This is a genomic window from Kribbella amoyensis, from assembly GCF_007828865.1.
Taxonomy (GTDB): Bacteria; Actinomycetota; Actinomycetes; order Propionibacteriales; family Kribbellaceae; genus Kribbella; species Kribbella amoyensis.
Map to the genome: position 1 here is coordinate 5,654,287 of NZ_VIVK01000001.1, position 13,094 is coordinate 5,667,380.

General features: G+C 71.4%; 8 protein-coding genes. 5 read left to right on the plus strand and 3 right to left on the minus strand.

Features of this window, described 5'->3' with window-relative positions:
- Positions 1-306: 306 nt before the first annotated feature.
- Positions 307-2,541: a septation protein SepH gene (gene sepH, locus FB561_RS26400; RefSeq protein WP_145811208.1), complete on the minus strand. Its 2,235-nt coding sequence runs from the start codon at positions 2,539-2,541 to the stop codon at positions 307-309.
- 223 nt (positions 2,542-2,764) lie between these two features.
- Positions 2,765-5,224: an aminopeptidase N gene (gene pepN, locus FB561_RS26405; protein WP_145811209.1), complete on the minus strand. Its 2,460-nt coding sequence runs from the start codon at positions 5,222-5,224 to the stop codon at positions 2,765-2,767.
- 49 nt (positions 5,225-5,273) lie between these two features.
- Between pepN and FB561_RS26410 the strand changes: the two genes are divergently transcribed.
- The 4 genes from FB561_RS26410 to FB561_RS26425 all read left to right on the plus strand — a co-directional run bounded on the left by FB561_RS26410 (position 5,274) and on the right by FB561_RS26425 (position 8,670).
- Entirely contained in the window at positions 5,274-6,215 is a 942-nt protein-coding gene (locus FB561_RS26410; protein ID WP_145811210.1) for an aldo/keto reductase, read from the plus strand.
- Complete coding sequence (locus tag FB561_RS26415) at positions 6,212-6,979, plus strand: YaaA family protein (protein WP_145811211.1); 768 nt, start codon at positions 6,212-6,214, stop codon at positions 6,977-6,979. Before FB561_RS26410 ends, FB561_RS26415 begins: the two co-directional genes overlap by 4 nt.
- Before the next feature lie 108 nt (positions 6,980-7,087).
- Positions 7,088-7,924: an oxygen-binding di-iron domain-containing protein gene (locus FB561_RS26420; protein ID WP_145811212.1), complete on the plus strand. Its 837-nt coding sequence runs from the start codon at positions 7,088-7,090 to the stop codon at positions 7,922-7,924.
- Positions 7,925-8,049: 125 nt separating this feature from the next.
- Entirely contained in the window at positions 8,050-8,670 is a 621-nt protein-coding gene (locus FB561_RS26425) for an HNH endonuclease family protein (RefSeq protein WP_145811213.1), read from the plus strand.
- Between the two features lie 6 nt (positions 8,671-8,676).
- On the opposite strand, the gene FB561_RS26430 is transcribed toward FB561_RS26425, so the two are convergent.
- Positions 8,677-9,624 (minus strand): LuxR C-terminal-related transcriptional regulator, encoded by a 948-nt coding sequence (locus FB561_RS26430; protein ID WP_145811214.1) that lies wholly within the window; start codon positions 9,622-9,624, stop codon positions 8,677-8,679.
- Positions 9,625-9,711: 87 nt separating this feature from the next.
- On the opposite strand from FB561_RS26430, the gene FB561_RS26435 reads away from it, so the two are divergent.
- The gene (locus tag FB561_RS26435; protein WP_145811215.1) at positions 9,712-12,996 is read left to right on the plus strand and encodes a S8 family serine peptidase; all 3,285 of its coding nucleotides are present in this window, start codon (positions 9,712-9,714) and stop codon (positions 12,994-12,996) included.
- Positions 12,997-13,094 lie beyond the last annotated feature (98 nt).

Consider the following 13,094-nt stretch of genomic DNA (forward strand, 5'->3'; position numbering starts at 1 on the left):
CGCCGGTGACGGCGCGCGTCAGCGACAACAACAGCAACAACACAGCATGAACCGCATGCGGAAGATCATGGCAGACCCGCCCCACCCCACCAAACAGATCCCACCATCCGAGACGCCATTCCATGATGTGTCAGCTAGACGGCGGTGATAGCCGCGGACCTGGGTGCGCGACCGTGGCGCCGGGGTGGCGCATCCAGCACCCACTGACGCGTTGTTTCACCACTGCCGTGTTGCAGCACGACAGTCAGCCCAACAAGCCGCCAGCGACCCAGCTCGGCCGCTGGCTGGCTGTCCCTTGGTCGGGGGTCAGTCGGCCTTCTTGCCGAACATGATCTCGTCCCAGCTGGGGACGCTGGCTCGCTTGGAGTTGCGGCGGGCCGGCTTCTTCTTGGGGGGTTCGGCCTGCGGCTGGTCGGCTTCGGCTGCGGGTGCTGCGGCCGCAGACTGCGCGGGAGCCTCGGTGGCTTGGCGGGCGCCGACTGGTTGGGGCTGGTCGCTGTTGCGTGCTGCGGGAGCCGCGGGGCGGGGCGTCGGGTCGGCGGATTGGCCCGGTGTACCCGTGGTGGGCTGGGGCCGCTTGTCTGCGCGGGGATCGCGGGGGACCGGGCGCGAGGGGTCGCGGCGTGGGTCGGACGGGCGTGCGGTTACCGGGTCGCCTGGGCTCGCGAAGTCCGTACCCGTAGCTGCGGTGGTCGACCCGGCCGACCGTGTCCCGGCGTCCGCGGTGTCCGACTGTGCAGTGTCGGCGCGTGCGGTGCCAGTCCGTGCGGCGTCGGTGCGTGCAGTGTCGGCGCGTGCGGCGTCGGTGCGTGCGGTGCCGGTGGCGTCGGTGTCGCTGGCGGCTGTGGTTGCTCGTGCGGTCTGGCCGTTGATGGGGGTGGGCGCCGAGGCCTCTTCGTCGCCGTTGAGCTCGGGGTGGCGAGGGTCGGCTGGGCGGGGGCCGGTGGTGTGGAGTTCGGGGTGGCGCGGGTCGACGGGCTTGCCGTTGCTCTGAGCAGTCGGGCGCGCTTGGCCCTGTGCCGAAGTCGCCTCGGCCGGCTGCGTGTCCCGGTCAGCTTCGAACAGTTGCGGCGCTGGCTGCTCCGCTTGCGCTTCTTCGGCTGCGCGGGCTTGGGCGGCGCGCTGCATCTCGGTGAGGCGCGTGGGGGTGTTGTCCCTGGATGGGCGTGCGCTGACGCGGTCCGACGTGCCGGTCGCGCGCGCTGCAGCGTGATCCAGAGCGTCGGTGGCCGGAACGGTCGCCTGGTCCGGCGAGTCAGTTCCGCGCGCGCTGATCTCATCCGGAGCGTCGTCGGAGGTGGCCGCTTCGGTGTCGTCGGGGCGGTCGGCGAACGGGTTGGCGGCGGACTCTTCCGGCGGGCGCTGGGCTGGGCGCTCTACTGCGCGAACTGCTGGGCGCAGGGCGGGCGGGGGTTCGATCGGGACGTCGATGAGGGTCGGTTCGTCGTCGGGGCTCGGGACCGGGTGGACTCGGCGGGGACCGCGGTCGTCGCGGCGACCGAAGCCTTCGCGGGCGGACTCGCGGCCGAAGTCACGACCACCCTGCTCGCGGCCGAACTCCCGGCCGCCGACCTCACGTCCGGCGATGTCCCGGCCGGGGAACTCGCGGGCGCCGCTCTCACGACCAGCGTCACGACCAGCGTCACGGCCGGCATCCCGGCTGGCATCCCGGCCGCTCGGCCCGGAACCCTCACGTCCGAAGGCTTCCCGGCCATACCCGTCACGAGCACCGGACTCACGACCGGCTCCGTCACGTCCGGACCCGTCACGGCCGAAGGACTCGCGGGAGGCGTCGCGGGCGGCTTGGCGGACCCGGGTGAGGTTGACCGTGTCCTCGAAGCCGGCCTCGTAGCTGTCGGCGCCGTGGTCGGGGGCGAGGCTGTGGTCGAAGTCGGCGACGGCGGTGAGGCGGCGTTCGGTCTGCTGCGGGGCGGCGATGACCTGGGGCTGTTCGCCGACCAGCCAGCGGGCTTCGTCGTCGTCGGGGACCGCGTACCGCCCGGGGGCGTCGTACGCGAACATGGCGACCTTCTCTTCCTTGTTCTCCTCGTCCTCGCCGGGGACGGGGTAGGAGACGCGGACGGCCCAGCGGCCGTCCTCGCGACGCCAGGCGTCCCACTCGGCGGCGGCCGGGTCGACGCCGCGGATCCGCAGCCGCTCGGTGACCCAGGCACCGAGGTTGCGGGTCGGGGCGTCGGCGCCACCGCGGCGCCGGACGGAGGCGCGCTGGGCGAGGCTGGCGACGTGGTCGCGCTCGGCGAGGACGGGGCCGGCGAACGCCATCACGCGTTCCATCGGCATCTGGGCGACCGCGGCCACCGCTTCGACACTTTCGCCCGCGCGGATGCGAGCTTGGATGTCTCGTGGGCGCAGCGCGCTCTCCATTTGAATCTCCAGCTGGCCGAGTCGGGCACGGTCGCCGCGCAGGGCCGCACGCAACCGGTCGTCGACCGGGACGGCGAACTCCTCACCCGTCTCCGCCATCGCCAGGATGAGCTGGGTGCCATCCTGGCTCAGACCGACGAGTTTCGCCTCGCGCATTGCCTTTGTTCTCCTGTGCGGTTCTCGACAGTCTCTCCCGTGACCTGCTGCCTGACCAAGACCGGCGCGCCGTGCCGGGCGGTCATTGTGGAGGTTACGTCACGAAATCACATCTTGCCTGCTCAGCAGGGTCCTTCTGGTCACACCAGTCACAGTAGTCACAACCGAAAGTGACCGTCCCGGCGACACTCGTAAGGGCCCCCGGAACGGTCACCCGAAAGGCTCAGCGAACCGGGTACGCGGCCCGGATGGCAAGGGCCCGGCGCAGGTCGTCGGCCGCGTCGCCGACCGACCTGCGGATGCCGGCCGAGACCGACTCGTCCGCGACCAGCTGCGCGGCCAGGCCGGCGACCCGCTCGTCGATCGCGTACACCGGGAAGGACTGCAACGCGGCGCGCGCCACCACCCACCCGGTACGGAACTTCTCGGTGCCGGCGATCTCGGCGAAGAAGCGGTCCACGTACGGCGCGGTCAGGTCGGTCTGGGCCGGCCACCAGAAGCCCTCGCACGCGGCGTACAGCTCGTAGTTCGACAGCTCGGCGTCGGTCATGATCAGGGACCAGGCGCGTTCCTTGGCCTCGACGGTCGGGACGGCGGCGCGGCACCGGGTCGCGTGGACGACGCCCTCGGACGAGGTGTCGCGGGCCAGTTCCGCGTCGATCTCGGCGTCGCCGATCGCGCCGAGCTCGGCCAGGTGCAGCGTGATCTGCCAGCGCAGGTCGGCGTCGACGGTGAGACCCGCCGGTACGCCGGTGCCGTCGAGCCAGCCGCGCAGCAGGTCCGCGTCGGCGGTGGTCTGGATCACCGAGCGAGCCACCATCAACTGCAGGCTGCTGCCCGCCTCGGTCGTGCCGAGCTTCGCCGTGAGCACCTCGGCCAGCCGGGTCCGGTACGGCTCGTAGGTCAGGTAGATGCCGAGCAGCCGGGTGTGCACCCAGCCGACCATGGCCGAGACCGCGATGTCGCTGGTCTCGGTCGGCAGGGCGGCCAGCACGACCTCGAACGCGAGCTTCGGGTCGAGCTCGGCGTCGGCGGCGGCGTCGCGCAGGCTGTTCAGGACGACGGCGCGGGTGACCCCGTCCTCGATCTTCGGCAGCACCTCGGGCAGCCGGGCCAGCGAGTCGGCGTCGAGCCGGATCTTGGCCCAGGTGTCGTCACCGGCGTCCGGGATGATCACCGCGAGCGCCGGGTCCAGGTCGACGCTGACCTCGTCGGCGTCGAGCAGCACCGGCACCGTGACGCCGCGGCCCGACTCGTCGTACCCGCCGACGGTGAGCTGGTGCGGCCGGATCGCGGGGTACTGGGTGGGCGCGGTCCGCCGCAGGACGATGCCGATACCGGTCCGTACGACGCTGATCGTGTCGACGCCCGGGGTGCGGAGCCAGTTCTGCGCCCAGTCGTCCAGTCCGACGGCGCCGGCCTCGGTCCACTTGGCGACCAGGTCGGCGAAGGTGGCGTTGCCGAACTCGTTCGAGGTGATGTGCGCGCGGACGCCGGCCAGGAACACGTCGTCCCCGAGGTACGCGGCCAGTTGCTTGAGCACCGCGGCGCCCTTGGCGTACGAGATGCCGTCGAAGTCGTCGAGCGAGGCGAGCGCGTCCTTCACCGCGTCGGCCGCGATCGGGTGGGTCGAGGACCGCTGGTCGGCCTGCAGCCCCCACCACTTGCGCAGGAAGGCGAAGTCGATCCAGTTGTCGGCGTACTTGGTGGCCGCGGTCGCGACCCGGTGGGCCATGTACTCCGCGAACGACTCGTTCAGCCACAGGTCGTTCCACCACTGCATCGTGACCGTGTCGCCGAACCACTGGTGCGCCATCTCGTGCACGATCGTGCGGGCCCGGTTGGACCGTTCGCCGTCGGTGGCCGCGGACCGGAACACCATCGAGTCGCGGAACGTCACGCAGCCCGGGTTCTCCATCGCGCCCGCGTTGAACTCCGGGACGAAGGCCTGGTGGTACTCGCCGAACGGGTACCGGTAGCCGAACAGCCGGTGGAACTCGTCGAACGCCTGGCCGGTCACCTCGAAGATGTCGGCGGCCTCGCGGTCCAGCGCCTCCTTCAGCGACTGCCGCGCGACCAGGCCGAGCGGGATCCCGTCGTGCTCGCCGAGGATCTGGTGGTACGGACCGGCGACCAGCGTGACGAAATACGTGGACAGCGGCTTGGTCTCGGCCAGCTCCCAGCGGCCGGGCGCGACCTGGGTGGCGGCCCCGTTGCCGAGCACGACCCACTCCGGCGGCGCGGTCACCGTCATCCGGTACGGCGCCTTGAGGTCGGGCTGGTCGAAGCAGGCGAAGATCCGCGGCGCGGCGTCCAGGAACGACATCGCGTACAGGTAGGTGAGACCGTCGGCGGCGTCGACGCTGCGGTGCAGTCCCTCGCCGTCGTGGGAGTACAGCATCGACGCTTCCACCACGAGCTCGTTCGTGGCCGCGAGGCCGGTCAGCTCGAGCCGGCCGTCGCTCAGCCCGGCCACGTCGACGGGTGCGCCGTTGAGGGTCACCGAGACCAGCTCGTCGGGTTTCACGTCCAGCCAGGTACTGCCGGTGGAGGCGGTGAACGCGATCCGCGTGGTGGATCCGAACGTGCGCTCGCCCCGGGTGAGATCGAGGTCGACGTCGTAGGACTGGACGGAGAGGGCGGCGGCCCGGGTACGGGCGCCGTCGACGGTGAGACTCGGCATGGGGCGCACTCTATGCCGACCACCCCAGCGGCATCGATAGGGTTTGGCCATGACCGAGATGGAGTACCGCCAACTGGGCGACTCCGGCCTCACGGTGAGTGTGGTCGGGCTGGGCTGCAACAACTTCGGCGGCCGGATCGGCGCCGAGCAGGCGGACGCGGTCGTGGCCGCGGCGGTGGACGCCGGGATCACCCTGTTCGACACCGCCGACGTGTACGGCGAGCGCGGCGGCAGCGAGCGGATCCTCGGCAAGGCACTGGGCAAGCGGCGCGACGAGGTGGTGATCGCGACCAAGTTCGGCGGCGACATGAAAGGCGTGAACGGTCCGGACTGGGGCGTGCGCGGCTCCCGGCGGTACATCCGCAAGGCGGTGGAGTCGAGCCTGGCCCGGCTCGGGACCGACTGGATCGACCTCTACCAGTTGCACATGCCGGACCTGATGACGCCGATCGAGGAGACCCTGGCCGCGCTGTCCGAACTGGTTGCCGAGGGCAAGGTCAGGTACCTCGGCAGCTCGCAGTTCGCCGGCTGGCAGGTGGTGGACGCGGACTGGGCCGCGCGGACCGCCGGGCTGGAGCACTTCGTCAGCGCGCAGAACAAGTACTCCCTGCTGGACCGGGCGATCGAGGACGAGCTGGTGCCGGCCTGTGAGCACCTGGGGATCGGGATCCTGCCGTACTTCCCGCTGGAGTCCGGCCTGCTCACCGGCAAGTACCGCCGCGGCGAGGACGCGCCGGACGGCAGCCGGCTGGCCAAGCAGCCGGAGCGGCTGGCCCGGGCGGACTTCGACAAGCTCGAGGCGCTGGAGACGTTCGCGGCCGAGCGGGACCTGACCCTGCTGGACGTCGCGATCGGTGGTCTGGCCGCGCAGCCCGCGGTCGGCTCGGTGATCGCCGGGGCGACCACGCCGGAGCAGATCGCGCAGAACGTCGCGGCCGGGTCGTGGGATCCGACGGCGGAGGACCTCGCCACCCTGGACGACCTGACGTGACGGTGATCCTGCTGCCGCCGTCGGAGGGCAAGACGGGACGCTCCCGCGGCAAGGTGGTCGATCACGGCGCGCTGTCGTTCCCCGAGCTCGCGATCGCGCGGGAGACGGTCCTCGACGCGCTCGCCAAGGTGTCCGCCTCGACCGATGCGTACGACGTTCTCGGTGTCGGCCCGTCGTTGCGGGACGAGGTGGAGCGCAACACGAGGTGGCGGACGGAGCCGGCGGTCCCGGTGTCCGAGCTGTACTCCGGCGTGCTGTACGACGCGCTCGGGTACGCCTCGTTGTCGCCGGGAACGAAGCGCCGGGCGAACTCGCGGCTCCTCGTCGTCTCGGCGGCGTGGGGCGCACTGCGGATGGCGGACCGCGTTCCGCCGTACCGGTTGTCGATGGGGACGACGTTGCCCGGACTCGGCCCGCTGGCGTCGTACTGGCGGGACCCGTTGCAGGCCACGCTGGACGAGGTGGCCGGGCAGGGCGTGATCGTCGACTGCCGTTCGTCCACGTACGCCGCCGCGTGGCGGCCGACCGGGGACCAGGCAGCGAAGTGGGTGGCCGTATCGGTCGTGCGGGAGCGTGGTGGAGTGCGCTCGGTGGTCTCGCACAACGCCAAGCACACCCGCGGCCTGGTCGCCCGGCACCTGCTCGAGTCGGGCAAGGACCCGGGCACCGCGAGGGCGCTGCACAAACTGGTCGCCGAGCGGTGGAACGCGGAGCTGGACCGGACCGGCGCCGGCTGGACCCTCACGGTGGTCGAGCACGACTGAGGCCGCGACCAGTCTTGACACCCTCCTCCTGGCGGCGGACCGTGCGAACCAAGGGGTGCCGATCGAGTGCGCCGTGGGTGACGGCGGGCTCACAGGGGGGATTTCGTCATGCAAACGATCCGTGTCGACGCTGACATCAGCGTGCTGAGCGACCAGCTGGAAGTTCCGGGGATCGGGTTCCTGCCCGTGAACGCCTTCGTCCTGCGGGCGGCCGAGCCGGTGGTCGTCGACACCGGCCTGAGCCTGCCCGGCCGCGGCTTCATGGACGCGCTCGGTTCGGTCGTCGATCCGCAGGACGTGCGGTGGATCTGGCTGACCCACCCGGACCGCGACCACACCGGCTCGCTGGTCGAATTGCTCGAGGCGGCGCCGCGGGCCCGGGTGATCACCACGTTCATCGGCGTCGGCATCATGTCGACCGAGCAGCCGTTGCCGATGGACCGGGTCTACCTGCTCAACCCCGGTCAGTCGCTCTCGGTCGGGGACCGGACGCTGACCGCCTTCCGGCCACCGCTGTTCGACAGCCCGGCGACGGTGGGCTTCTACGACGACCGCTCCAGGGTGTGCTTCAGCTCCGACTGTTTCGGCGCGCCGATGCCGAGCGCCGAGCTCGCGGTCGGCGGCGACGTCGGCGACGCACCGGCCGACGCCCGCCGGGCCGGCCAGCTGCTCTGGGCCACCATCGACAGTCCGTGGGTCCACACCGCCGACCCGGCCGCCTTCCGGCGCACCGTCCAGCCACTGCGGGAGATGGACCCGGCCGTCATCCTCAGCAGCCACCTGCCGCCCGCCGCCGGCCACAACGCCGAGTTCCTCGACCTGTTGGAGACCGCACCTGGGGCGGATCCTTTCGTCGGGCCGGATCAGCGTGCGCTCGAGGAGTTGCTGGCCGGCTTCGAGCCGGACGGGCAGGCGCCGAGCGGGACGAGGACGGCGACGACCTGACGGTCGTCGTGGCAGGGATTGTCACAGAGCCTTCATCAACAGGTGGTTTTCTTGCCACCGCTGGTGGGGGAGGGTTAGGAGTGCTCGTTCAGGGGGGATCCGCCCTACCCTCGGAGGCCTGACCGATGCGACGTTCCGTGAAGTTCACCGTGGCCGTGGCGACCGCCTGGCTGGTCGGTACCGGTACCGCGCTCGCGTACCCGCCGGACCCGCCGCCCGCCGGTACGGCCGAGAGGCAGCTGGCCGGCCTGACCGTGAAGGCCGAAGGCTCCACGTCCGGCTACAGCCGCGACCTGTTCCCGCACTGGATCACCCAGTCCGGTTCCTGTGATACCCGCGACGAGGTCCTCAAGCGGGACGGCACCGGCGTGACCGTCGACGGCGACTGCGAGCCGACGGCCGGCCGCTGGTACAGCGTGTACGACGCCACCTACGTCGACGACGACTCCTCGATCGACATCGACCACATCGTCCCGCTCGCCGAGGCGTGGAAGTCGGGCGCGAACAGCTGGTCGACGGCGAAGCGGCAGCAGTTCGCCAACGACCTGAGCATCGCCCAGCTGATCGCGGTGTCGGCGTCGAGCAACCGGTCGAAGAGCGACAAGGACCCGGCGTCGTGGAAGCCGACCAACACCTCGGTGCACTGCATCTACGCGCGCGAGTGGATCTGGGTGAAGCACACCTACGGCCTGTCCCTGCAGTCGGCGGAGAAGACCGCGTTGCAGCAGATGCTCGGCACCTGCTGAATCCGCTCAGCCGTCCTCGAGCAGCCGCCGGCGTTGTGCGTGGATGCCGGCCTGGAACCTGGTCCGGGCGCCGAGTGTCTCCATCAGCTCGGCGACCCGGCGGCCGACCGTGCGGCTGCTGAGGGCGAGCTGACGGGCGATCGCGTCGTCCTTGAACCCGGCCGCGAGCAGTGTCATCAGCCGGGAGTCGAGCGGGTCCAGTCCCGACGGCACCATCGGTACCGCCTGGTCCCACAGCAGCGTGAACATCTCGATCAGCGCGTCCAGCAGCGCGCACGGATGGACCACGAGCGCGCTGTCGACCAGCTGGTCCACCGACAACGGCAGCAGCGCAGCGGTCCGGTCGAACACGGCCAGCTTCATCGGGACCTGCGGGTGGACCCGTGAGGTCTCGCCCGCGTCGGCCGCGGAGTACGCCTCGTCGACGCCGCCTGGGACGTCCAGGGAGTCGGGGGAGTAGATGCCCCGGACCGCGACGCCTTCGCGGAGCAGCCCGCGGACCGTACTGTCGGACTGCTCCACCTCGGCGGCGTACGGTGGCCGGTCGAGGACGAGGAGCTGGCTGGTGGTCCCGTTCAGCAGCTGGGCGAACCGGGCCGCGATCGCCTCCTGGCCGACGATCACCTCGACCAGGTTCTCCGGGCGGTGCTGCTCCTGGGCCCGCAGTTCGGTCAACAGGACCCGCGCCTCGGCCCGGACCCGGTCCAGCTCGGCCCGGCGGACCGCGACCAGCGCGTCCACGGCCACGTCGGGCCGGGTCGGCAGCAACCGCGGCGGGGCGTCCGACGTACTGGTCAGCAGGCCGAGGTCCTCGAGCCGCTGGACCGTCTCGCGCAACTCGGCGGGATCGCGGTCGAGGCGGTGGGCCAGGTCGGTCAGGCAGGCGCCCGGCATCGCGAGCAGGGCGCGGTAGGCAGCCTCGTCGGCAGGTGTCACTCCGACGGATTCGAGCACGACCCCTCCTGGCCAATTCTGGACAAGTCCGGCATACGACACGCTATCTCGTGGCGTGGACCCCGCTGGATTCGATACCACAGGACGGTGTCCCCGCGCCTGTTCCGCCCTGCCGCCCTGTTGTCGTCCGTCGCGCTGCTGATTCCGCTCGGCGGCGCCTCCGCCACGGCCTCCGTACCGAGCCCTGGCTCACCTGCCGGATCAGCGGTTGTCGCCGAGAGCACGGTCACCCTGCTGACCGGTGACCGCGTCGTCCTCGGTGGACCGGACAGCAGCGGCGAACCGGCCGTCACCATCGACCCGCGGACCCCGGGGACGTCGTTCTCGGTCCGCCGCGACGAGGGCCGGGTCACGGTGATCCCGTCGACGGTGGCGAACCTGGTCCCGGACGTGCTCGACCCGGCGCTGTTCGACGTGACCGGGCTGGTCGAGATGGAGTACGACGACGCGCACCGCTCGGACCTGCCCGTCATCACGCAGGGCGTCCCGGCCGGCTTGCGGGCGGCCAAGGTGCTGCGGAGCGTCGGAGCGAGCGCCGGCACGATCGGCAAGGACGCGAGCCTCACGAACCAGCTGACCTCGCGTCGGACGACCACCGGGAAAGTCTGGCTCGACAAGCGGCTCGGCGCGACTGGTTTGCGCAGCGTGACCGCGGCGGCACCCGACCCGTACCTGAACCAGGTCAAGGCGCCGGCCGCCTGGGCGCAGGGCCTGGACGGTCGCGGCGTGAAGGTGGCCGTGCTCGACACCGGCGCGGACTCGGGTCACCCGGCGCTCGCCGGCAAGGTCGCCGAGGCGGTCGACTTCACCGGTACCGGGAGCGCCGAGGACGACAACGGCCACGGTACGCACGTGTCGTCGCTGATCGTCGGCAACGGCGCCGGGTCGGACGGCGCGCGGCAGGGGATCGCCCCGGCCGCCGAACTGCTGTCCGGCAAGGTGCTCGCGGCCGACGGGTTCGGCCAGGAGTCGTGGGTGATCGCGGGGATGGAGTGGGCCGCCGAGCAGGGCGCCGACCTGGTCAACCTGAGCCTGAGCTCCGCACCCGCCGACGGCGACGACCTGGTGTCGAACGCGCTCGAGCGGCTGACCGCGCAGTACGGCACGTTGTTCGTCGCGGCCGCGGGGAACCGGGGCAACCTCGGCTCGAACCCGTACACGATCGGCAGTCCGGGGGTCGCCGCGTCGGCGCTCACGGTCGGCGCCGTCGACGGGGCCGACAAGCAGGCCTTGTTCTCCAGCGAGGGCCCGACCCGCGGGACGTACCGGTTGAAGCCCGACCTGTCCGCGCCCGGCGTGAACATCCCGGGCGCCAAGGCCGGTGCGCGCGACGGCTCGAACCTGTACGTCACGATGTCGGGTACTTCGCAGGCGACGCCGCTGGTGACCGGCGCGGCCGCGTTGATGCTGCAGCGGAACCCGGCGCACACCTGGCAACAGCTGAAGTCGGACGTCGTCAACGGCGCCGACATCTCCACGATCTACGACGGCTGGACCTCCGGCGGTGGGCGGCTCGACCTCGCCCGGGCATCGGCCGCGACGGTGACCTCGGACATCTCCTCGTTCGACCTGGAGTACCTGCGTTACCCGGAGAAGGGGAAGCGCAGCCGCGTGGTCACCTTGACCAACACCGGTAGTACGCCCGTGACGCTGCCCGTGACGGATGCCGAACAGAACTCGGCGAAGGTCGAAGCGCCTGCCGACGCGGTGGTCGCGTCACCGGCCGAGCTGACCGTGCCCGCGGGCGGTACGGCGTCCACCACGATCACCGTCGATCCCGCGTTGCTGCCGGACGGGTTCTGGCAGGGCGGGATCTCGTTCGGCGACCAGGTCCGGCTGGCCTTCGGCGCGTACGACGAACCGGAGCGCTACGACCTGACCGTCAAGGTGCTCGACCGCAGCGGGGCGCCGTACGCCGGGGGCAAGGCGACCGTGTTCAACTACGTGACCGGGGGATCGTCGAACCTCACCCTGGACGCGAACGGGACCGCGAAGGTGCGGCTGGATCCCGGACGGCTGTCCGTCCTCTCGGCGGTGACCGACCCGGCGGCCGGGACGTTCGCGCTCGCCGGGACCGCGGAGATCCCGTTCGGCCAGGACACGACGTTCGTGGCGGACGCGCGCAAGGCCCAGCAGGTGCGGGCGCCGTCGGTCGCGGGTCAGCCGACGCGGCTCGTGCACTCGGCGATCGGTATCTCGCGGCACAGTACGAGCCGTGGTTTGATCGACTTCTACTTCTTCACGCCGGAGGAGATCGCCGCCGGCAAGGTGTTCGTACAACCCACGACCGCGCTGACCGGGGCCGGCTCGTTCGAGGCGTCGAACCGCTGGCGGCTCGAACCGGTCGGCACGGTGAAGTCCGGCGATGCCGCGGCGTACGAGTTGCTGTTTGCGAGGGACCGGTTTTCCTCTCCGCTGGCGCCCGCGGTGAGCCGGCGCGACCTGACCCGGATGGCCCGGGTGGACAGTACCTTCGGCAGTGTCAGCGGTACTGGTCCGCAGACCGTCGAGCGCGCCTGGTCGACGGTCAAGGGCAACATCGGCTGGGTCAACCGGCGGACGGTGACCACGCCGACCCGTGAGGTCGAGCTGCTGACCGCCGAACCGGGTTCGCGGTGGAACCAGTGCATGACAGCGACGACGGCCACCGGGACGAAGCTGTGCGACCGGGAGAACCTGCCGTTCGCGGCCGGGGCCCGGATCGAGCGGGACTTCGGGCTCACCCTGCGGCCGACGGTGGCCGCCGCCTCGCACACGAAGAGCTACCTGTTCGTCGACGCCGGACTCGGTGACACCTTGCACAGCAGCAAGCCACCCGCGACGGCGTACTCCGAACGCCGGCTGGCCCTGTACCGCGACGGCGCGCTGGTGAGCGAGGTGAACGGCGGGTCGAGCTACTTCCAGATCCCCAACGGCCCAGGCCGCTTCCGGCTCGAACAGAGCTGGACCCTCGACCCGGCGCTGTTCCCGCGATCGGGCCGGGCGCAGACCACCTGGGACTTCACGTCGACGCCGCCGGACCCGACCAAGGCGACCGGGGTCCCGCCGGCGCTGCTCGACATCGGGTACGACGCCGACGTGGACGGACTCGGTCGCGCGGCCGCGTGGCGCCCGATGACGCTCGACCTGGTGGTCGGTCACCTGAAGGGGTCGACGGCTTCCCGGGTCACCGGTGCGTCGCTTTGGTACTCGACCGACGGCGGGAAGCAGTGGACCCGTGCGTTGACGGTGCCGATCGGGTCGCGGTACCGGACGATCATCCCGCCGTGGGCGTTGGTCCCGGGCAAGTCGTTGTCACTGCGCGCGGTCGCCACCGACGCGGCCGGCGGCCGGGTGGAGCAGACCGTCCTGGACGCGGTGCCGACCCACTGACGGCCGGGCGCGGGGGACCGGACAGGGGACGCCCGGTCAAGCCTCAACCCCGCGCCCGGCTCCCGCTCTCCCTGCCTGCACAGGGTTCCTGTCGAAGC

What these genes read in the sequence shown, in the direction of transcription:
- sepH (WP_145811208.1), bottom strand. Translation starts at nt 2,541, where the DNA reads ATGCGCGAGGCGAAACTCGTCGGTCTGAGCCAGGATGGCACCCAGCTC.
- pepN (WP_145811209.1), bottom strand. Translation starts at nt 5,224, where the DNA reads ATGCCGAGTCTCACCGTCGACGGCGCCCGTACCCGGGCCGCCGCCCTC.
- FB561_RS26410 (WP_145811210.1), top strand. Translation starts at nt 5,274, where the DNA reads ATGACCGAGATGGAGTACCGCCAACTGGGCGACTCCGGCCTCACGGTG.
- FB561_RS26420 (WP_145811212.1), top strand. Translation starts at nt 7,088, where the DNA reads ATGCAAACGATCCGTGTCGACGCTGACATCAGCGTGCTGAGCGACCAG.
- FB561_RS26425 (WP_145811213.1), top strand. Translation starts at nt 8,050, where the DNA reads ATGCGACGTTCCGTGAAGTTCACCGTGGCCGTGGCGACCGCCTGGCTG.